Source organism: Sphingomonas sp. Ell38C01, assembly GCF_055231975.1.
In genome coordinates, this window is the sequence record NZ_JBUYVA010000001.1 from 1,462,449 (window position 1) to 1,481,475 (window position 19,027).

Here is a 19,027-nt window from a genome sequence, read left to right on the forward strand (position 1 = left end):
CCCTTCGACAAGCTCAGGAGAGCCTTGATCCGGGGTCCACCGGGCGGCAGGGGATATCGATAGCAGAGCCGGGCGGTGGCATCGCGGAGACGTGGACCCCGGACCAGGTCCGGGGTGACGGTTCCACAGTGATCGAGAAGACAGGATAGCTGGTTTGACGCATTTCCGCATCGGCACCCGCGGTTCGCCGCTCGCGCTCGTCCAGGCCGGGATGGTGCGCGACGCGCTCGCGGCGGCGCATGGCTGGGCGCTCGACGACATCGCGATCGTTCCGATCCGCACGACGGGGGACCGGGTGCAGGATCGCGCGCTCGCGGAGATCGGCGGCAAGGCGCTGTGGACCAAAGAGCTCGACCGGGCGCTGGGCGAGCACGCGATCGACTGCGCGGTCCATTCGATGAAGGATGTCGAGACGGCGCGGCCCGACGGCATCGCGATCGCGGCGATGCTGCCGCGTGCAGATGTGCGCGACCGCCTGATCGGCGCGACCTCGATCGCGGCGCTGCCGCAAGGCGCGGTGGTGGGGACGAGCAGCCCCCGGCGCAGCGCGCAGCTGCGGCGTGCGCGGCCCGACGTGCGGATCCTGCTGTTCCGCGGCAATGTCGACACGCGGCTGGCGAAGCTGGCGGCGGGCGAGGTGGATGCGACGCTGCTGGCGGCGGCGGGGCTCGACCGGCTGGGGCGCGACACGGTGGGGCATGTGATCCCGACCGACGCGATGCTGCCCGCGCCGGCGCAGGGCGCGGTCGGGATCGAGGTGCGCGCCGACGACGACGCGGCCCACGCGATCGTCGCTGCGATCGACCACCGCGACACGCATGTGTGCGTGCTGGCGGAACGATCGCTGCTGGCGGCGCTGCGGGCGGACTGCCACTCGCCGGTCGCCGCGCTGGCGTCGCTGGCGGGCGAGACGCTGACGCTGCGCGGCGAGCTGCTGGCGGAGGATGGGTCGGCGTGCGTCGAGGGGCATGTCGAGGGCACCGAGGCGGACCCGCTCGGTGCGATGCTGGCGCGCGACCTGCTGGCGCGTGCGCCCGAGAGCGTGCGGATGCTGTTCGGCGGATGACTCGCCGGCTGGCGGTGTTGCGCCCCGAGCCGGGCAATGCGGCGACCGCGGCGCGGATCGCGGCGGCCGGAGGGGTCGCGCTGCGCCTGCCGCTGTTCGGCATCGTGCCGCTGGCGTGGGTCGCGCCCGATCCGGCGGGGTACGACGCGTTGTTGCTGACGAGCGCGAACGCGGTGCTGCACGCGGGGCCGGAGCTGGCGCGGGTCGCGGCGCTGCCCGTCGTGGCGGTGGGGGCTGCGACCGCGGCGGCGGCGCGCGGCGCGGGGCTGGCGGTGGCGGAGACGGGCGCGCGCGACCTCGCCGCGCTGCTGGCGACGACGCGGTTCGCGCGGATGCTGCATCTGGGCGGGGTCCACCGGACCGCGACCACGAGCGACCGGATCGCGGATGCGATCGCGGTGTATGACAGCCGTGCGCTGGCGGTGGACGGCGCGGCGCTGGCGGGGTGCGTCGCGCTGCTGCATTCCGCGCGCGCGGCGCGGCGGCTGGCGGGGCTGGCCGATCCGCGGGCGGTGGCGATCGCGGCGATCTCGACCGCGGTGGCGGAGGCGGCGGGCGCGGGCTGGCAGGCCTGTGCGATCGCGTCGGCGCCGAGCGACGCGGCGCTGGTGGCGGCGGCGATCGCGCTCGCCGATTGACCCGGTGGGTCAGGGCGGGGATAAGGCCTGCCGATGGACGATCCCGCCCCGCTCCACCTGCCGCCCGCCTCCGGGCCCCGGCGCGGCTCTCGCCTATGGCTGGTGCTCGTCATCGCGGCGATCGCGTTCGCCGCGGGGCTGGCGCTGATGCTGTACGCGTCGCGCAACTTCCCGGACTGGACCGTCGGGGCGACCGGCGTCGCCACCACGACGGCGGCGCAGCCCGCCGCCGCGCCCTCGCCGGTCGCCCCGGCGCCTGCCGCGGGCACCGACCCGGTGACGCTGGCGACGCGCGAGACGCTGCTTGCCGCGCAGATCGCCGGCCTAGAGGCGCGCGCGGCGTCGCTGGGTCAGGATGCTGCCGCCGCATCGGGGCAGGCGACGCGCGCGGAGGCGATGCTGATCGCGTTCGCGGCGCGGCGGACGATCGATCGCGGGCTGTCGCTGGGCTATCTGGAGGAGCAACTGCGGACGCGGTTCGGCGCGACCCAGCCCGCTGCGACGCTGACCGTCATCCGCACCGCGCGGCGGCCGGTGACGCTGGAGGATTTGCGCGCAGGGCTGGAGGCGCTGGCGCCCGAACTGACCGCGGGCGAGGGCGGCTGGCTGGCGGGCGTCGAGCGCGAGCTGCGGTCGCTGGTGGTGCTGCACCGCGCGGGCACGCCGTCGCCGCTGCCCGCCGACCGGCTGGCGCGCGCCCGGCGAATGCTCGAGACGGGCAAGGTCGAGGCGGCGGTCGCCGAGGTGTCGCGGATGCCGGGCGCGGCGCTGGCGAGCAACTGGCTGGCGGCGGCGCGCGGCTACGTCGAAACGCACCGCGCGCTCGATATGCTAGAAGCGGCGGCGATTCTCGGGCGGGCGGCGGCGCCCGTCGTCGTGCCGGTGCCGCCGGTGACGCCGCCGGCGGTGCAGGAGCAGACGACGCCTGCCCCGACGCAGGATCAGGCGGCTACGCCGGCGATTTGACCGGGGCGCGGGGTTTCCGGGTCCGGAAGCCTGGTGGTGCGGTCCTCCGACAGGTCGTTCGGGCGACACGCCGATTTCGAGCGGGTTGCGGCGGTAGCGCGGGGCGCAGCGACACCGAGGACGCCGGCGCCCCGAAGCTACCGCGTGCTCGTCATTCCGCGCCGACGCATTCGATCAGCGCCTGCGCGGCGGCGGGGTTGCGGACCTTGGCGCCGGCGATGAAAAATATGAACGCGTCGCGCGGGTGGGCGGTGGGTGCGTCGGGCGCGACGCAGGGCAAGCCGTCGGAGTGACCGCCCGCGGTCCAGCGACGCGCGGTGTCCGCGATCGCGTCGAGATCGGCGGGTGCGTAGCCGAGCGGCGCGTCCTCTACCGCCGTCTCGTAGCGCGCATAGACGAAGTCGCCGGTGACGTCGGCGATCGCGGGATAGTCATCGGAGCGCGCGTAGACGATCGCCACCCCGGCCGCGCGGCACATCGCGACGAACTCGGGCACCGCGAAACTTTCATGTCGGACCTGGACCGCGTGGCGCAGCGGGACGCCGGCCTCGGAGGATGGCAGGAGCGCGAGGAAGGCGCGGAAATCGTCCGGGTCGAATGTCTTGGTCGCCATGAACTGCCAAAGGATCGGGCCGAGCCGGTCGCCGAGCTCGACGATGCCCTGCCCGACGAACCGCCCGATCGATTCGCCCGCCTCCGCCAGCACCTTGCGATTGGTGCAGTAGCGAGACGCCTTGAGCGTGAAGACGAACCCGTCGGGCGTCGCCGCGCGCCAGCCCGCGAAGGTCGCGGGCTTGAACCCGCTGTAATAGGTGCCGTTGACCTCGATCGCGGTCAGCTTCGACGCGGCGTATTCGAGCTCGCGCTTCTGTGGCCATTTCTCCGGATAGAAGACGCCGCGCCAGGGCTCGAACGTCCAGCCGCCGATGCCGATTCGGATGGAAGGATGCACCATGCGGGCGAGTGTAGCGTGCAGCGGCGCAAGCGACATCCCGGTTCTGCTGCGGGAAGGGCTGTCGGCGGGCGGGCTCCCGACGTAGAGCGTGACGATGGGTGCGACATTCTCGATCTGGGCGCTGTGCCTGATAGCGACGGCGGGCGTCATCGCGCGTCCGTTCCGGCTGCCGGAGGCCGTGTGGGCGGGGGCAGGCGCGATCCTGCTGGTGGCATTCGGGCTGATCCCCGCGGACAGCGCGTGGCAGGCGGTGCTCAAGGGCACCGACGTGTATCTGTTCCTGATCGGCATGATGATCCTGTCCGACGTCGCACGCGCGGAGGGTCTGTTCGACTGGATCGCGGTCCATGCGGTCAACCACGCGCGCGGATCGACCGCGCGGCTGTTCGCGCTCGTCTTCGGCGTGGGGGTGGTGGTGACCGTCTTCCTGTCGAACGACGCGACCGCGGTGGTGCTGACGCCCGCGGTCTATGCCGCCGCACGCACCGCCCGCGCGCGCCCGCTGCCGCTGTTGTTCGCGTGCGCGATGGTCGCGAACGCGGCAAGCTTCGTGCTGCCGATCTCCAATCCCGCGAACCTGGTGCTGTACGGCGGCACGATGCCGTCGCTGGGCGCGTGGATGGCGGCGTTCGCGCTGCCGTCGGTCGCGTCGATCGCGGTGACGTTCGCGGTGTTGCGCCGGGTGTCGAGCGCCGACCTTGCCGGGGCGTGCGAACCGTCGGTGGCACCGGTCGCGCTGTCGCTGGGTGGCAAGGTCGCGCTGGCGGGGATCGTCGTGACCGCGGCGCTGCTGATCGCGGTGTCGGCGGCGAACCGCGACCTGGGGCTGCCGACGTGCCTGGCCGGGCTCGCGACGATGGCGGTGGTGAGCATCGGCGCGCGCACCTCTCCGCTCGCGACGATCCGTGGCGTATCGTGGGCGGTGCTGCCGCTGGTGGCGGGATTGTTCGTGCTGGTCGAGGCGATGGCGCGCACCGGCGTGGTCGGCATGCTGGCGCGCTGGCTGGGCGAGGCGGCGGCGCGGTCTCCGGTCGCGACCGCGGGCGTGGCGGGGACGACGCTGGCGTTCGCGTCGAACCTGATGAACAACCTGCCCGCGGGGCTGGTGGCGAGCACCACGATCGAGCAGGCGCGGCCGCCGCAGATCGTGACCGACGCGCTGCTGATCGGTGTCGACCTGGGGCCGAACCTGTCGATCACCGGATCGCTCGCGACGATCCTGTGGCTGACCGCGATCCGCCGCGAGGGGGAGGATGTGGGGTTCTGGCGCTTCCTGAAGGTCGGCGCGATCGTGATGCCGCCGGCACTGTTCGCCGCGCTGGGGGTGCGCTTGCTGATCGGATGAGCGTGGGGCGGTGTCTGCAGGGAGCCGCATCGGCCCCGGCGATCGTGTTTTCGCTTGCGGAAAACTGGAGCGGGCGAAGGGATTCGAACCCTCGACCCCAACCTTGGCAAGGTTGTGCTCTACCCCTGAGCTACGCCCGCTCTGGCGCCTTGAGCCGGCGGACCGGCTGGGTGAGGCGCGCTGTTAGCTCGGGGTGTCCGGCATGGCAAGCGCCTTTCGACGCTTTTTCGTACGGGCTTGGCGCGGGCGTCGTCCGCGCCCACATAGGCCGGGACCGCGAATCCCCTGTCTTATGGAGTCCCGATGGCCACGCTTGGAATGTCCCCCGCAGAGAAAGAGGCCGTCCAGGCGTTCCGCAGCGATGTCGTCGAGCCGTCGATGACGAAGCTGGTCGTCATCGATTTCTGGGCGGAGTGGTGCGGGCCGTGCAAGGCGCTGACCCCGCTGCTGGAAAAGGTGGCGGCGGACTATGCCGACAAGGGCGTGGTGCTCGCCAAGATCGATACCGACACGAATCAGTTCATCGCGAACCAGTTCCAGATCAAGTCGATTCCGACCGTCTATGCGATGTTCCAGGGGCAGCTGGTCGCCGATCTGACGAGCGCCCGGACCGAATCGCAGTTGCGCGTGATGCTCGACCAGCTGCTCAAGCAGTTGCCGATCGAATCGCCCGCCGCCGACGCCGCCGCCGAGATCGAGCCGCTGATCGCGATGGGCGAGGAGGTGCTGGCCGCGGGCGATGGCGAGCGCGCGCTGGGCATCTTCCGCCAGATCGCGGAGATGGCGCCCGAGCATCCCGCGGTCCATGCCGGGTTCGTCCGTGCGCTGGTCGCGACCGGGCAGCTCGACGAGGCGACGGAATGGCTTGCCGCGCTCGATCCTGCGATCGCGACGGATCCCGCGATCCACCGTGCCCAGGCGGCGCTGGCGCTGGCGCAGTCGGCGCCTGCGGTCGACGACCTGTCGCCGTTGGTCGCGGCCGTGGCGGCGGCGCCCGACGATCTCGACGCGCGGTTCGCGCTGGCGAACGCGCAGATGGCGGCGAGCGATCGCGATGCGGCGGCGGACGGGTTCCTCCATATCGTCGCGGCGGATCGCGACTGGAACGAGGGCGCGGCGCGGCAGCAGCTCCTCAAGCTGTTCGAGGTCGTCGGGCTGGAGGATCCGTGGGTGTCGGCGCAGCGGCGGCGGCTGTCGGCGATCCTGTTCGGATGACCGTCACCCGCCTCTCGGTCTTCCCGCTGCCCGGCGCGCTGCTGTTCCCGGGGCTGCACCTGCCGCTCCACATCTTCGAGCCGCGGTATCGCGCGCTGGTGAGCGACGCGATGGCGCGCGACCGGCGGATCGGGATGATCCAGCCGCGCACGTCGGGCGACACGCGCGAGGACGTGCCCGCGCTCTACGATATCGGCTGCGTGGGGAAGATCGCGGAGGTCGAGGCGCTCGACGACGGGCGGTACAATCTGATCCTGGAAGGCGTGTCGCTGTTCCGCGTGATCCGCGAGCTCGACGTGACGACCGCGTTCCGGCAGGTCGAGGCGGCGCTGATTTCGCGCGCGGCGGACGAGACTCTGTCGCTGTCGTTGCGCGCATCACTGGAGATGGAGTCGCGGCGGTTCGCGGAGACGCAAGGCTATGCGGTCGACTGGGAGGCGGTGGCGCGGCTCGACGACGAGAGCCTCGTCAACGGCATCGCGCAGATCGCGCCGTTCGACGTGGCGGCCAAGCAGGCGCTGCTCGAGTCGGCCTCGCTGGAGGAGCGTGCGGACATGACGGTGCAGCTGATGCAGTTCTTCGGCCGGCATGACGGCGAGGAGCGGGTGACGCTCCAGTGACCATCGACGCATGGATGCTCGAGCGGCTGGTGTGTCCTGTGACGCGAACGTTGCTGCGCTACGACGCGGCGGCGGGCGAACTGGTGAGCGACGCGGCGGGGCTGGCCTATCCGGTGCGCGACGGGGTGCCGGTAATGCTGGTGGAGAAGGCGCGGCGCGTGTCAGTCGAGCAGGCGTGACGCGAGCGCGACCAGCAGGATCAGCACGCTGGGATAGAAGGTGAGCGCGAAGCCGAACGCGCGGGCGTCCGCTCCGCCGCGATAGCCGGCCCAGAACAGCGTGCGGCCGATCGTGAACAGCGCGAGGTGGACGCCGAGGAGCAGTGTCGCGCGCTCGATCGTGAGCGCCAGCGCGACCTGCGCCATCAGTGCCAGCGCGGCCTGCTCGAGCGTGTTCCGGAGGATCGCGCCCGCGTAGCGCGCCGCATCGGTCGCCTCGGTCGATCCCGCTGCGGCATCGAAGTCGTCGGGCGAGGTGAAGCGGATCTGCGCGACGCGCGCGATGGTGGCGGCGAGCCACAGCCCGAGGATCGCGGCCGACGGGCCGAGCGCGGCGATCCGCGTCGCGAGCGGCGTGGTGGGGCCGAGCCATAGCGCCCCCGTGACCGTCACGGTGGCGATCAAGAGCGCCAGCGCCATGCCGCGCGCGACGCCGCGTTGACGGGTGGCGAAGGGCGGCGTCAGACGGTGACGCCCTGAAGCAGCTTCGGCAGGGCGCCGCTCTCGCCGCGGGCCTCCGCCATGAAGCGGTCCTTGAGCGCGGGGATGCGATCGACCGCGGATATGCCGAAGCGGCGGACCGCGCTGGCGGCCTTGCCGGGGATGCCGAACAGCCGGGTGAGCGTGTCGGTGGCGGCGGCGACCATCATCGTGTCGAGCGCGCGCCAGCGCTGGTAGCGATCGAGCAGCGCGGCGTCGCCGAGATCGAGCCCGGTGCGCTTGCCCTCGACCAGCACCTCGACGAGCGCGGCGACGTCGCGGAAGCCGAGATTGAGCCCCTGTCCCGCGATCGGGTGGATGCCGTGCGCGGCGTCGCCGACGAGCGCGAGGCGATCGCCGACGATATGCGCGGCATGGTGGAAGCCGAGCGGGTAGGTCGCGCGGGGCGACGCCTCCGACAGACGGCCGAGGAAGCCGCCCATCCGCGCCTCCGCCTCGGCGAGGAAGGCGCGGTCGCCGAGTTTCAGAAGACCGGGGGCGTGCTCGCGCCGGACGGTCCAGACGATCGCGGAGCGGTGGCCGGTCGCGTCGTCGGGCAGCGGCAGCAGCGCGAAGGGGCCGGCCGGATAGAAGATTTCGTAGGCGATGTTCTCGTGGCTGTGTTCGTGGTGGAACGCGCCGATGATCGCGGCATGGTCGTACTGCCACGAGGCGGTGGTGATCCCGGCGGCGGCGCGGGTGGGCGAGTTGCGCCCCTCCGCCGCGATCAGCAGCGGCGCCCGGACGGTGTCGCCCGACGACAGCGTTGCGACGACGCCCGCGGGGCCACGATCGACGGTAGTGGCGGTGGTGCGCATCCGCAGGTCGACGCCCTTCGCCTCGTTCGCGGCGTCGAAGATCGCGCGACGCAGGAGACGGTTCTCGTACATCGTGCCGAGCGCGTCGTCGTCTGCATCGGGGATGAAATCGAGCTTGCCGGGCTCCAGCCCGTCGCTGACGCGGATCTGGCGGATCGCGCAGCCCTGGCCCGCGATCCGCGCGCCGACGCCGATCGCGTCGAGCATCCGCCCGCTGGCGCTGGCGATCGCGGACGCGCGGCCGTCGAACGTGTCCGACAGCGTGACCGCGGGATCGGCGGGATCGACGACGATGCTGGTCACGCCGTGCGCATCGAGCGCCACCGCGAGCGCCCCGCCGACGAGCCCGCCGCCTAGGATGAGGACGTCTGCGCTGGGGGAGGGGGTGGTCATGCGGATGTGTCTATCCGTTTGCACCTTCTCCGTCATCCCCGCGCAGGCGGGGATCCATCTCCCGGCGGTTGCATGGACGACCGCGGTTGCGTGTGGCTCTTCGTCTGGAGATGGACCCTCCGCTTGCGCGAGGGCGACGAGGTGGGTGCCGCGCGTTCCGCCCACCAAAGCCACCTTGACGCCGGACTCACGGCGCGCGATGATTCCGTGGGGCTTTTTCGCGACATGGGGATTGGGCGATGGCGACGCGGGCGCAGCCGCTGTGGCGCGAGACGGTGAAGGCAGGCGCGATGCGCAGCGGCGCGCTGGCGACCGCGATCGCGCTGTTCGTGGCGACCGCGCTGATGGCGCTGGCGCTCGCCACCTATCGCGCCAGCGACAGCGCGCTCAACACCGACGCGGGCGGGCAGGTGCTCAACCTGGTCGGCGCGCCGGGCGCGTGGTTCGCGGACATCGCGCTGACGCTGGTCGGCCCGCTCGCGGCGCTGCTGCTGCCGGTGCCCGCGCTCGTCGCACTGCGGCTGTGGCGCGATACGCCCGCGGGGCGCTGGGTGGCGATGCTGCGCGGGACGGCGATCGGCGTGGTGCTGATGGCGACCGCGCTCGCGTTCGTGTCGACCAGCTCGGTGCTGGCGCTGCCCGCCGGGTGGGGCGGGCTCGCGGGGCTGGCGATCGCGGGCGTGGTGCGGTGGGCGCTGGCGTTCGTGGGCGACGCGACCGTCGAGATCTGGGCGGCGCGCGGCGTCGGCGCGCTGGCGGGCGTGGCGGGCGTGATCGTGTGGGCGCGCAGTCTGGAGCTGGAGTTCGGATCGCTGCGCGACCGGCTGGCGCTGCCCGCGCCGCGGCGGCGCGCGGCGGTCGACCGCTATGACGAGGACGGCGTCGTCATCGAGGACGACGAGGACGACGAACCGCTCGAGCTGCGCCGAAAGCCGGTGCCGCGCGCGCTCGCCGCGCCCGACCAGCGCCCCGCGCCCGTCATCGCCGACCGCCAGACCGCACCCTCTGCAGCGAAGCCCAAGCCGACGCAGGCGCAGCTCGACCTGGGGCCGCACAATTACAAGCTGCCCGGGCTCGACCTGCTGACCCCCGCACCGCCCGCGCAGAAGGGCGCGATCGACAAGGCCTCGCTCGAACGCAACGCGCGGTTGCTGGAGAGCGTGCTCGACGATTTCAACGTGCGCGGCAGCATCGTCGAGGTGCGTCCCGGCCCGGTCGTCACGATGTACGAGCTGGAACCCGCCGCCGGGATCAAGGCGAGCCGGGTGATCCAGCTGGCCGACGATATCGCGCGCAACATGAGCGCGATCAGCGCGCGCGTCGCGACGATTCCCGGGCGCACGGTGATCGGGATCGAGCTGCCCAATGCCAAGCGCGAGTCGGTGTCGCTCCACGAGCTGGTCGCCTCCGAGACGTTCGCGGACCATGCCGCGCAGCTGCCGATCATCCTGGGCAAGAACATCGCGGGCGACGCGGTGATCGCGGACCTGGCACCGATGCCGCACCTGCTGGTCGCGGGCACCACCGGGTCGGGCAAGTCGGTGGGTCTCAACGGGATGATCCTGTCGCTGCTCTACCGGCTGACGCCCGAGCAGTGCCGCGTCATCATGATCGATCCCAAGATGCTCGAACTCAGCATGTATGACGGGATCCCGCATCTGCTGAGCCCGGTCGTCACCGATCCGGCCAAGGCGGTGCGCGCGCTGAAATGGGCGGTCGAGCAGATGGAGGACCGCTATCGGCAGATGTCGTCCGCCGGGGTCCGCTCGCTCGGCAGCTTCAACGAGAAGGTGCGCGCGGCCAAGGCGAAGGGCCAGCCGCTCGGCCGCCGCGTCCAGACCGGATACGACGCCGATACCGGGCAGCCGGTGTACGAGGAGGAGACGCTCGAATACGAGCCGCTGCCGCAGATCGTCGTGATCGTCGACGAGCTGGCGGACCTGATGATGACGGCGGGCAAGGAAGTCGAGTTCCTGATCCAGCGGCTGGCGCAGAAGGCGCGCGCGGCGGGCATCCACCTCATCATGGCGACGCAGCGCCCCTCGGTCGACGTCATCACCGGCGTCATCAAGGCGAACCTCCCGACGCGGATCAGCTTCCACGTGACCAGCAAGATCGACAGCCGCACGATCCTGGGAGAGCAGGGGGCGGAGCAGCTGCTGGGCAAGGGCGACATGCTCTACATGGCGCACGGCAAGTCGATCACGCGCGTCCACGGCCCGTTCGTCAGCGACGACGAGGTGCACCGCGTGGCGGACTTCTGGCGATCGCAGGGGCGGCCCGACTATATCCAGTCGGTCACCGAGGAGCCCGAGCAGAGCTTCGACCTGGAAGGCGCGCCGACCGGCGAGGATTCGGCGGAAGACCAGCAATATCGCAGCGCGATCCAGCTGGTGTGCGAGAGCCAGAAGGCGTCGACCTCGTGGCTCCAGCGGCAGTTGCGGATCGGGTACAATTCCGCCGCGCGGCTGATCGAGCGGATGGAGAAGGACGGCATCGTCGGGCGGCCCGACCATGTCGGGCGGCGCGAGGTGCTGCGCGATCAGGACGGGAATGCGGTGTGAGGGCGCGCCTCGTCGGTTGGACACGTGGCGACGTGGATCGGGGTCGATACCCGGCAAGGCGCGTCGTAATCCGGCGATCGAGCGACGCAGTCCTTTCCCGTTGTCCCATGGGCATCGGCGCATTTCGGGAAAGAGAAATCGGGAACGGATTTCGGGAAAGCGCGGCCGCAGGATCGGCTGGGCTGGCGTCGTCGGCGCGTTTTTCCTTTTGACGTTCGTTTCCGGGAAGATCGAACGGCAACGTTGTGGCGGCGCGCGCGACGCGGCTACTGTGTAACGCGGCCGAGACGTTTACCGAGGAAAGCTATGCGGGTTCACGACGGGAAGGTTGCCATCGTCATCGGTGGAACGCGCGGCATCGGTGCAGCGATCAGCCGAAGGTTGGCGGCTGATGGCGCATCAGTTGGGGCAACATTTCTAAGCCGGTCGGATGACGCCGAGCGTCTTTCAAGTGAGTTGAGTTCGGCAGGCCGTCATGCCCTGATGGTGCAGGCAGACGTTAGCGATGCGGGCGCGCTCAACGACGTGATGGATCAGATCGTGCAGCATTTTGGCCGACTTGATATTCTGGTGAGCGTAGCTGGAACGGCGATCGTAGGACCGCTTGAGCATTACCCGGACGATGCGTTTGACCGCTCTTTTGCGCTGAACGTCAGAGCGCCATTCCTTGCAGCAAAGAAGGCGGCAGGCTTGATGACCGAAGGCGGGCGGATCGTGACGATCGGAAGCATCGTGGCGGACAGAATGCCCGGCGCTGGCGGCACGCTCTACGCGGCGAGCAAAGCCGCGTTGGGAGGCATGACACGCGGCCTAGCACGGGATTTGGGCGAGCGTGGCATCACCGCGAACCTAGTGCAGCCGGGGCCGATCGACACCGAACGCAACCCTGCGGATGGTCCGAACGCCGTCGCAAATCGAAGCCCGCTTGCTATCCCCCGACATGGCACGCCAGACGAGGTTGCGAGCCTTGTGGCATATCTTACCTCACCCGAGGCAGGATTTGTGACCGGGGCGACCTACAATATCGATGGCGGTTGGAGCGCGTGAGCAACTGCCAGTGATAGCCGCCGACCCGACTTTCCCGGTTCACGATCCTTTCCGAGAAAAAGCTCGATATGGCTGATCGAGCGATCGTCCATGCCGCCTCGGACGCACCGGCTTATGGTGCGGGGCAGGGGCTGTCCTACACCGACCGTTTCGCGGTACGTCTGGCGCATGTGCCGATCGTTTCGCCCAGCCTCGCGTCGAACTCCGCGACGACCGCGTCGTGGCGAGGGATTTCGGCCTCGACGTGGCGGCAACTTCGGCAACTTCCGCGCGGATGCCACCTGGTCGCGCGTGCGCGACTCGGATGTGATAGTCCGCGGTTCGCGGCGCGTGAACCATCGGGTTCAGCGCGGGTTCAATGCCCGTCCGCCAATGAAAGGCCCATGTTGACACGCTTCCTTCCCCTCGCCGCCGCCGTCGCGATCGCGGCTCCCGCCGCGCTCCCGGCGCAGGCGACCGGCGATCTCGCCGCGGTCCAGCGCCATTTGCAGGGCGTGCAGTCGATGACCGCGAATTTCGTGCAGACCGATCGCGACGGCAAGGCGCTGTCGGGGGTGCTGACGCTCAAGAAGCCGGGCAAGGTGCGGTTCCAGTACGAGAAGGGCGTGCCGATCCTGATCGTCGGCGACGGCAAGGCGCTGACTTTCATCGACTATTCGGTGCGACAGGTGCAGCGCTGGCCGATCGGCAGTTCGCCGCTTGGCGTGCTTCTGGACCCGACGCGCGACATTTCGAAGTTCGCGAAGATCGTGCCCGGCGACCAGCGGCTGGTCTCGGTCGAGGCGTATGACGCCAGGCATCCCGAATATGGCCGGATCACGCTGGTGTTCGCGCGCGATGGTGCGGCGCCGGCGGGGCTGATGCTGCAGGGATGGGTCGCGCTCGACAGCCAGAACAACCGTACGACGATCCGGCTGAGCAACCAGAAGTTCAACGGCCCGGTGAGCGACGGAACGTTCCGCTGGAACGACCCCCGGAGAACGTCGAACCGAAACTGAACGAACGCCAGCATTCCCGTTCATAATCGCGACAGGTTGGTATCCCTAGAGACGGGGTCGCGGATGTGGGGCGGTTCGGGATTTTCCCCCTGTTGCCTGGATAGCTCCACTTCCCGCCTGCGTGACGAACGCCAGGTCGGCCCTCGCTCCATGCCCCCGGAGCGGGGGCCTTTCTGCGAAGGGCGGCGGCGCGAAACGCCGACTCGCCCGAGTACGGCCGGCGGGCCGCACGGCCCGTCCGACGGCGCGGCTTCGCCGCGACGCCCCTTCTTGTCCCCTAAAGCCGAGCGGTCTAACGATCCCCCCGTGAAGATCGTATCCTGGAACATCAATTCGGTCCGGTTCCGGATCGGCATCGTCGAGCAGTTCCTGCGCGAGGTCGAGCCCGATATATTGTGCCTCCAGGAAACGAAGGTGGTCGACCAGGACTTCCCGTTCGAGATGTTCAAGCGGCTGGGCTACAGGCACATCGCGATCCACGGCCAGCGGATGCACCACGGCGTCGCGATCGTCAGCCGCGTGCCGCTGGCGGAGGACGACCGGCTCGACTGGCAGGCGAATCGCGAGGCGCGCCATCTGGGGGTGCGGCTGGCGAACGGGGTGCGGCTGGAGAATGTCTATGTCCCCGCGGGCGGCGACGTGCCCGATCGCGAGGCGAACCCCAAATTCGGACAGAAGCTGGACTTCGTCGAGCGGATGACGCGCTGGTCGGAGACGCTCGACGTGCCGACCGTGCTGGTCGGCGATTTCAACATCGCGCCGCTCGAATCGGACGTCTGGAGCCACAAGCAGCTGCTCGACGTCGTCAGCCATACCCCCGTCGAGGTCGCGGCGCTGGGGCGGTTGCAGGCGGCGCACGACTGGGTCGATCTGGGGCGGCATTTCCACCCGGCGCCCGCGCGGCTGTACACGTGGTGGAGCTACCGCGCGAAGGACTGGGCGGCGTCCGACCGGGGGCGGCGGCTCGATCACATGTGGGCGAGCCCGGCGATCGCCGGGGCGGCGACGGGGCACGCCGTGTTCGAGGCGTGCCGGAGCTGGCTCAAGCCGTCGGACCATATCCCGATCATGACCGAGTTCGCGTTTTGAGCGACGCTCCCCAACCCGGACCACGCGATGTCGCGCGCGCGATCGACGCGCTGCGCCGGGGCTGGCCGATCCGCATCGGCGCGCTGGTGCTGCTGCCGGTCGAAACCGCGGACCCGGTGCGGCTGACCGCGTTCGATCCGGGCGCGCGTGCGACGGTGCTGCTGTCGGCGGGGCGCGCGGCGACGCTGAAGCTGGCGAACCAGATCGAGGCGGCGGTGCCCGACTCGCCGGTGCTGCTCGATCGCGCGCCGTGGCTCGACTTCGCGACCGCGACCGCGCTGGCGGATCCGCAGCTCGATCTGGCGACGCCGATGAAGGGGCCGTTCCGTGCGATCGCGGTCGAGTCGCCCGCGGATGCGTCGGCGGCGTTGCGGCTGGCGCGCGTGGCGGGGTTGCTGCCCGCGTTTTTCGTCTTGCCCGATGCGAACGCAGAGGTCGCGATCACCCCGGCCGCGATCGACGCGCACGAGGACGCGGTGCGCCTCGCCATCGCGGCGCGCGCGCGACTGCCGGTCGATCACGCCGAGAATACGGAGATCGTCGCGTTCCGCACGCCCGAGGGCGGCGAGCATGTCGCGCTGCTGATCGGGCAGCCGACCGGCGCGGCGCCGCTCGTCCGTCTGCACAGCGAGTGCCTGACGGGCGACGCGCTGGGCAGCCTGAAATGCGATTGCGGGCCGCAGCTGGACGCCGCGATCCGGCGGATTTCGGACGAGGGCTGGGGCATCCTGCTGTATTTGCGGCAGGAGGGGCGCGGGATCGGACTGGTCAACAAGCTGCGCGCTTACGCGTTGCAGGACCAGGGGTTCGACACGGTCGACGCGAACACGCGGCTGGGCTTCGCGATCGACGCGCGCGATTTCGGGGTGGCGGCGCGGATGCTCGACCTGCTGGGGCAGCGCGCGGTGCGGTTGCTGACGAACAATCCGGCGAAGGTGGCGGGCCTCGAGGCGCACGGCGTGACGGTCGCGGAACGGGTGCCGCATCACCTGCCGCCCAACCGGCACAACGAGAAATACCTCGCGACCAAGCGCGACCGGACGGGGCACCAGCTCTGAGCGCACCGGCGATCCGCACCGCGACCGTGGACGACCTGCCCGCGCTGCGCGCGATCATGGCGCGGGCGATCGATGCGTTGCAGCGCTGGGTGCTGTCGCCCGAGCAGGTCGCCGCGAGCCGGGCGGTGATGGGGCTGGATACGCAGCTGATCGCGGACGGGACCTATGTGATCTCGCACATCGACGGTGTCGCGGCGGGGTGCGGCGGGTGGAGCCGGCGCGCGACGCTGTACGGTGGGGACCACAGCACCGCGCTGCGCGATGCGCGCCTGCTCGACCCGGCGCGCGAGGCGGCGCGGGTGCGCGCGATGTACACCGATCCGGGGTTCGCGCGGCGCGGCGTCGGGCGCGCGGTGCTGGCGGCGTGCGAGACGCGGGCGCGGGCGGCGGGGTTCGCGCGGGCCGAGCTGATGGCGACGCTGGCGGGAGAGCCGCTGTACGTGGCGTGCGGGTATCGGGCGATCGAGCGGGTGGAGGCGGCGGCGGTCAACGGGGTGTCGGTGCCGCTGGTGCGGATGGGGAAGGGGCTTTCCGACGGTTGACCAAAGCGCCTCGTCACCCCGGATCAAGTCCAGAGTGACGTGGGAGTCTGGGGGTAATGCTTCAGCGCAGGAGCGCGGCGACCTTTTCGAAATCCGCGGCGATCGCGTTTACGCCGATCGCGCGCAGCGTCTCCGCGTGGTCGGGCGGGCAGTGGGTGCCGGCGCACAGGCCGATGACGTAGCCGCCGCTCGCGACCGCGCCGGTCGCGCCGACGGGCGAGTCCTCGATGATCGCGCAGTCCGCGATCGGGACGCCGAGCCGGTCGGCGGCGAACAGGTACAGGTCGGGAGCGGGCTTGCCGCGGGTGACGTGTTCCTTGCCGCTGTAGATATGGTCCCCGAACGCGTCGGCGAGACCGATATGGTCGAGGTGGCGGCGGATCCACGCGGTCGAGCTCGACGAGACGACCGCGCGGGGCAGGCTGGTGGGGAGAGCGCGGACGAACGCGATCGCGCCTTCCACCGCGCCGATGCCTTCGGCCATGACGCGGACGTTTTCGGCGTCGCGTTCCTCATGGAAGGAGTCGGGGATGGGGCGGCCGATGAAGCGTTCGATCCGTTCGAGGAAGTCGAGTCCCGAATAGCCCATGAAGCTGGCCATCGACTCGGTCGGCGTGATCGGGTGGCCGAGATCGGTGAGATAGCGCGCGAGGTGCGCGTTGCCCGACGCCTCGCTTTCGATCAGGACGCCGTCGAAGTCGAACAGCAGCGCGGCCGGGGTCATGCGCGTGCTCCGAACAGCGCGGAGCCGACGCGGACATGCGTGGCGCCCAGTGTGACTGCAGTTTCGAAATCGTCGGACATGCCCATGCTGAGCCCGGCGATGCCGTGGTCGCGCGCGTGCTTCGCGAGCAGCGCGAAATAGGGGGCGGCGTCGATCCCGGCGGGCGGGACGCACATCAGCCCGGCGAGCGGGAGGTCGGCGGCGCGGACCTCTGCCAGCATCGCGGGAAGGTCTGCGATCGCGCAGCCGCCCTTCTGCTCCTCCGCGCCGATATTGACCTGGACGAAGCAGGCGGGGCGGCGGCCGGTGGCGTCCATCGCCTTCGCCAGTGCCGTTACCAGCGAAGGGCGATCGACCGCGTGGATCGCATCGAACAGCGCGACCGCCTCGGAGGCCTTGTTCGACTGGAGCTGGCCGACGAGGTGGAGTTCGGTGCCGGGATACGCATCGCGCAGCGCGGACCATTTTGCCTGCGCCTCCTGCACGCGGTTCTCGCCGAACGCGCGCTGGCCCGCATCGAGGAGCGGACGGATCGCATCGGCGTCGTGCGTCTTGCTGATCGCGACCAGCGTGACGTCTTCGGGCTCGCGTCGGGCGAGGCGGGCGGCGTGCGCGATCCGGGCGCGGACCGCGTCGAGAGCTTCGTGATTGGGCATCGCGGCGGCTATAGGCAGCGGGATGCGCGCCCGCCACCCCTCGTCCATACCAAGGCTCTGGCTGATGACCGACGAGCGCATGGGCGATGCGCTCTGGACTGCGCTGGCGCGGTTGCCGCGGGGGGCGGGGGTGGTGTTCCGGCATCATGCGACACCGGCGGCGGGGCGCAGGCGGTTGTTCGCGCAGGTGTTGCGGGTAGCGCGGCGGCGCGGGCTGGTGCTGGTGCGTGGCGGGTCGATGCCGATGCGGGGGGAGATGGGGGTGCATGCGCGGCGCGGACGTGGCGTCGTGACGTGGCCGGCGCATGATCGGGCGGAGGCGGTGGCGGGGGTGCGGGCGGGCGCGGCGGTGCTGTTCGTCTCGCCCGTGTTCGCGACTCGGTCGCATCCTGGGGATCGGGCGCTGGGGCCGGTGCGGGCGGCGCGGGTCGCGGAAGGGCTGGGCGTGGTACGGATCGCGCTGGGCGGGATGGATGCGCGGCGGTTTGCGGCGGTGCGGGGGTTGGGGTTCGACGGGTGGGCGGGGATCGATGCCTGGTCCCGGGCCCGATCGACCATCGGCCCTCGATAGTTCCGGCCCTTACGAAGTCGTCACCCTCGACCGGTTTCGGGGCGCCGCTCATCAGTCGCTGCCGGCCAGGCTTCGAACGACACCGGCGGCCGCACCGTGGACCCCGGACCACGTGCTGGGCGACGATCAAGGCAACCGGTTTCGCTGATCGTCGATCATATCCGGGACGGACGCCACGCTGCGCTTACTTCTCTCCCGGAAGGATCGGACAGATGGCCGATCGAGCGACGGGCATCACAGCGGAGAAACTCTCGCGCCCAACCGCGTCAGAAGCGGAAGGCAGTGCCTACGTAGACGGCCTGGCTGTCGCGGCGATCGTCGACGCGGGCGAGGCGATCACGGTCGCTCTTGTAGCGGAGCCCGGCCGTGACATCGAGGTTGCGCGTCAGCGAGTAGGCGCCGCCGACGTCGAGCGAATAGCTACGCTCAGGCTCCGCCAGGCGTGGCGCGTCGGCGAGCGCGCGATCGGCGCCGGCCTTGACCTGTCCCGAGATGCGGCCCGCGGAATAGGAGAGCGCGAGATCGGCGGCCTCGCGGCTGCCCGGCTGGCCCGCCAGATCGACATGCGCGACATCACCCGACAGCGCGAACCGCTTCCAGCCGACCGACACGCCCAGGTTGTACGCGATCGGCGCGAGGCCGACGGTGGGCGCGGACGACGCGACCTGCGTCGCGGTGCCGCGTGCCGAGCGGGCGCGGACCGCGACCGTCACCGCGCGGGCATTGCGCCGCGTCTCGCTGGGGGTGAAGCGGAAATCGCCGTTGCCGAGGCCACCGCGCGCGAAGACCGCTGCGAGTCGCGGATCGGCGGCGGCGGGGGTGAACGATCCGAACCCGGTGGCGGCGACCGGCGCGCGACGAACCAGCCGCTGCGCGTTGTCTGTGCTGCCTGCGGCAGGCGCGACCGCGACCAGAGCGGCAATACCTGCCACCCCCGCCACGCCAGCGATCCACCGCAACCCGTTCATTGGACTTTTGTCCCTCCGCCCTAGGAAACGTGCCTATCATGATTCGGTCGCGAGTCTCCATTGCTCAGACAACATTCTTTGCGACTGTTGCCCCAT

At 70.7% G+C, this 19,027-nt stretch carries 20 protein-coding genes and 1 tRNA gene; 14 read left to right on the forward strand and 7 right to left on the reverse strand.

Annotation, left to right across the window (positions count from 1 at the left end; translation table 11 throughout):
- Positions 1-154 precede the first annotated feature (154 nt).
- The 3 genes from hemC to ACV7NO_RS06930 are packed head-to-tail and all read left to right on the forward strand — an operon-like array spanning position 155 to position 2,670.
- Complete coding sequence (hemC, locus tag ACV7NO_RS06920) at positions 155-1,066, forward strand: hydroxymethylbilane synthase (RefSeq protein WP_463405275.1); 912 nt, start codon at positions 155-157, stop codon at positions 1,064-1,066.
- Entirely contained in the window at positions 1,063-1,704 is a 642-nt protein-coding gene (locus tag ACV7NO_RS06925) for a uroporphyrinogen-III synthase (protein WP_463405276.1), read from the forward strand. Before hemC ends, ACV7NO_RS06925 begins: the two co-directional genes overlap by 4 nt.
- A gap of 33 nt (positions 1,705-1,737) precedes the next feature.
- On the forward strand, positions 1,738-2,670 hold the full coding sequence (locus tag ACV7NO_RS06930; protein WP_463405277.1) for a hypothetical protein: 933 nt from the start codon (positions 1,738-1,740) through the stop codon (positions 2,668-2,670).
- 151 nt (positions 2,671-2,821) lie between these two features.
- Here ACV7NO_RS06930 and ACV7NO_RS06935 read toward each other — a convergent pair whose 3' ends face one another.
- On the reverse strand, positions 2,822-3,625 hold the full coding sequence (locus tag ACV7NO_RS06935; protein WP_463405278.1) for a DUF72 domain-containing protein: 804 nt from the start codon (positions 3,623-3,625) through the stop codon (positions 2,822-2,824).
- A 94-nt stretch (positions 3,626-3,719) separates the two neighbouring features.
- Between ACV7NO_RS06935 and ACV7NO_RS06940 the strand changes: the two genes are divergently transcribed.
- Entirely contained in the window at positions 3,720-4,970 is a 1,251-nt protein-coding gene (locus ACV7NO_RS06940) for an arsenic transporter (protein ID WP_463405279.1), read from the forward strand.
- 65 nt (positions 4,971-5,035) lie between these two features.
- Here ACV7NO_RS06940 and ACV7NO_RS06945 read toward each other — a convergent pair.
- Positions 5,036-5,110 (reverse strand) — tRNA-Gly (locus ACV7NO_RS06945).
- A gap of 178 nt (positions 5,111-5,288) precedes the next feature.
- Here ACV7NO_RS06945 and ACV7NO_RS06950 point away from each other — a divergent pair.
- From ACV7NO_RS06950 to ACV7NO_RS06960, 3 genes are read left to right on the forward strand one after another with little or no spacing between them, the layout of a single operon-like run.
- Positions 5,289-6,185, forward strand: a complete 897-nt coding sequence (locus tag ACV7NO_RS06950; protein ID WP_463407297.1) for a tetratricopeptide repeat protein — start codon at positions 5,289-5,291, stop codon at positions 6,183-6,185.
- The gene (locus ACV7NO_RS06955) at positions 6,182-6,805 is read left to right on the forward strand and encodes an LON peptidase substrate-binding domain-containing protein (RefSeq protein ID WP_463405280.1); all 624 of its coding nucleotides are present in this window, start codon (positions 6,182-6,184) and stop codon (positions 6,803-6,805) included. Before ACV7NO_RS06950 ends, ACV7NO_RS06955 begins: the two co-directional genes overlap by 4 nt.
- A 14-nt stretch (positions 6,806-6,819) precedes the next feature.
- Positions 6,820-6,984 (forward strand): Trm112 family protein, encoded by a 165-nt coding sequence (locus tag ACV7NO_RS06960; protein ID WP_463407298.1) that lies wholly within the window; start codon positions 6,820-6,822, stop codon positions 6,982-6,984.
- On the opposite strand, the gene ACV7NO_RS06965 is transcribed toward ACV7NO_RS06960, so the two are convergent.
- Positions 6,967-7,443: an MAPEG family protein gene (locus ACV7NO_RS06965; RefSeq protein ID WP_463405281.1), complete on the reverse strand. Its 477-nt coding sequence runs from the start codon at positions 7,441-7,443 to the stop codon at positions 6,967-6,969. The genes ACV7NO_RS06960 and ACV7NO_RS06965 overlap by 18 nt on opposite strands.
- 41 nt (positions 7,444-7,484) lie before the next feature.
- Positions 7,485-8,714, reverse strand: coding sequence for an FAD-dependent monooxygenase (locus tag ACV7NO_RS06970; RefSeq protein WP_463405282.1), 1,230 nt, complete (start codon positions 8,712-8,714; stop codon positions 7,485-7,487).
- A gap of 239 nt (positions 8,715-8,953) precedes the next feature.
- Between ACV7NO_RS06970 and ACV7NO_RS06975 the strand changes: the two genes are divergently transcribed.
- From ACV7NO_RS06975 to ACV7NO_RS07000, 6 genes are all read left to right on the forward strand, one after another.
- Complete coding sequence (locus ACV7NO_RS06975; RefSeq protein WP_463405283.1) at positions 8,954-11,278, forward strand: FtsK/SpoIIIE family DNA translocase; 2,325 nt, start codon at positions 8,954-8,956, stop codon at positions 11,276-11,278.
- Between the two features lie 306 nt (positions 11,279-11,584).
- On the forward strand, positions 11,585-12,325 hold the full coding sequence (locus ACV7NO_RS06980) for an SDR family NAD(P)-dependent oxidoreductase (protein ID WP_463405284.1): 741 nt from the start codon (positions 11,585-11,587) through the stop codon (positions 12,323-12,325).
- Positions 12,326-12,708: 383 nt separating this feature from the next.
- The gene (locus ACV7NO_RS06985) at positions 12,709-13,323 is read left to right on the forward strand and encodes a LolA family protein (RefSeq protein WP_463405285.1); all 615 of its coding nucleotides are present in this window, start codon (positions 12,709-12,711) and stop codon (positions 13,321-13,323) included.
- 306 nt (positions 13,324-13,629) lie between these two features.
- Positions 13,630-14,412 (forward strand): exodeoxyribonuclease III, encoded by a 783-nt coding sequence (locus ACV7NO_RS06990; protein WP_463405286.1) that lies wholly within the window; start codon positions 13,630-13,632, stop codon positions 14,410-14,412.
- Positions 14,409-15,470, forward strand: coding sequence for a GTP cyclohydrolase II (gene ribA / locus ACV7NO_RS06995; RefSeq protein WP_463405287.1), 1,062 nt, complete (start codon positions 14,409-14,411; stop codon positions 15,468-15,470). The genes ACV7NO_RS06990 and ribA overlap by 4 nt, the downstream gene beginning before the upstream one ends.
- 56 nt (positions 15,471-15,526) lie before the next feature.
- On the forward strand, positions 15,527-16,012 hold the full coding sequence (locus ACV7NO_RS07000) for a GNAT family N-acetyltransferase (RefSeq protein ID WP_463407299.1): 486 nt from the start codon (positions 15,527-15,529) through the stop codon (positions 16,010-16,012).
- A 61-nt stretch (positions 16,013-16,073) separates the two neighbouring features.
- Here ACV7NO_RS07000 and ACV7NO_RS07005 read toward each other — a convergent pair whose 3' ends face one another.
- Together ACV7NO_RS07005 and ACV7NO_RS07010 are read right to left on the reverse strand one after the other, a co-directional pair.
- Positions 16,074-16,736, reverse strand: coding sequence for an HAD family hydrolase (locus tag ACV7NO_RS07005; RefSeq protein WP_463405288.1), 663 nt, complete (start codon positions 16,734-16,736; stop codon positions 16,074-16,076).
- A complete protein-coding gene (locus ACV7NO_RS07010) occupies positions 16,733-17,392 on the reverse strand; it encodes a YggS family pyridoxal phosphate-dependent enzyme (RefSeq protein WP_463407300.1) in 660 nt (219 codons plus the stop codon). Before ACV7NO_RS07010 ends, ACV7NO_RS07005 begins: the two co-directional genes overlap by 4 nt.
- A gap of 64 nt (positions 17,393-17,456) precedes the next feature.
- On the opposite strand from ACV7NO_RS07010, the gene ACV7NO_RS07015 reads away from it, so the two are divergent.
- Positions 17,457-17,963: a thiamine phosphate synthase gene (locus tag ACV7NO_RS07015; RefSeq protein ID WP_463405289.1), complete on the forward strand. Its 507-nt coding sequence runs from the start codon at positions 17,457-17,459 to the stop codon at positions 17,961-17,963.
- Between the two features lie 266 nt (positions 17,964-18,229).
- Here the strand turns inward: ACV7NO_RS07015 and ACV7NO_RS07020 are convergent, their stop codons facing one another.
- Positions 18,230-18,931, reverse strand: coding sequence for a hypothetical protein (locus ACV7NO_RS07020; protein ID WP_463405290.1), 702 nt, complete (start codon positions 18,929-18,931; stop codon positions 18,230-18,232).
- Positions 18,932-19,027: the final 96 nt, after the last annotated feature.

Coding starts and splice junctions, on each gene's coding strand:
- ACV7NO_RS06925 (WP_463405276.1), top strand. CDS start 1,063: ATGACTCGCCGGCTGGCGGTGTTGCGCCCCGAGCCGGGCAATGCGGCG.
- ACV7NO_RS06930 (WP_463405277.1), top strand. CDS start 1,738: ATGGACGATCCCGCCCCGCTCCACCTGCCGCCCGCCTCCGGGCCCCGG.
- ACV7NO_RS06935 (WP_463405278.1), bottom strand. CDS start 3,625: ATGGTGCATCCTTCCATCCGAATCGGCATCGGCGGCTGGACGTTCGAG.
- ACV7NO_RS06940 (WP_463405279.1), top strand. CDS start 3,720: ATGGGTGCGACATTCTCGATCTGGGCGCTGTGCCTGATAGCGACGGCG.
- ACV7NO_RS06950 (WP_463407297.1), top strand. CDS start 5,289: ATGTCCCCCGCAGAGAAAGAGGCCGTCCAGGCGTTCCGCAGCGATGTC.
- ACV7NO_RS06955 (WP_463405280.1), top strand. CDS start 6,182: ATGACCGTCACCCGCCTCTCGGTCTTCCCGCTGCCCGGCGCGCTGCTG.
- ACV7NO_RS06960 (WP_463407298.1), top strand. CDS start 6,820: ATGCTCGAGCGGCTGGTGTGTCCTGTGACGCGAACGTTGCTGCGCTAC.
- ACV7NO_RS06965 (WP_463405281.1), bottom strand. CDS start 7,443: ATGGCGCTGGCGCTCTTGATCGCCACCGTGACGGTCACGGGGGCGCTA.
- ACV7NO_RS06970 (WP_463405282.1), bottom strand. CDS start 8,714: ATGACCACCCCCTCCCCCAGCGCAGACGTCCTCATCCTAGGCGGCGGG.
- ACV7NO_RS06975 (WP_463405283.1), top strand. CDS start 8,954: ATGGCGACGCGGGCGCAGCCGCTGTGGCGCGAGACGGTGAAGGCAGGC.
- ACV7NO_RS06980 (WP_463405284.1), top strand. CDS start 11,585: ATGCGGGTTCACGACGGGAAGGTTGCCATCGTCATCGGTGGAACGCGC.
- ACV7NO_RS06985 (WP_463405285.1), top strand. CDS start 12,709: ATGTTGACACGCTTCCTTCCCCTCGCCGCCGCCGTCGCGATCGCGGCT.
- ACV7NO_RS07000 (WP_463407299.1), top strand. CDS start 15,527: ATGGCGCGGGCGATCGATGCGTTGCAGCGCTGGGTGCTGTCGCCCGAG.
- ACV7NO_RS07005 (WP_463405288.1), bottom strand. CDS start 16,736: ATGACCCCGGCCGCGCTGCTGTTCGACTTCGACGGCGTCCTGATCGAA.
- ACV7NO_RS07010 (WP_463407300.1), bottom strand. CDS start 17,392: ATGCCCAATCACGAAGCTCTCGACGCGGTCCGCGCCCGGATCGCGCAC.
- ACV7NO_RS07015 (WP_463405289.1), top strand. CDS start 17,457: ATGACCGACGAGCGCATGGGCGATGCGCTCTGGACTGCGCTGGCGCGG.
- ACV7NO_RS07020 (WP_463405290.1), bottom strand. CDS start 18,931: ATGAACGGGTTGCGGTGGATCGCTGGCGTGGCGGGGGTGGCAGGTATT.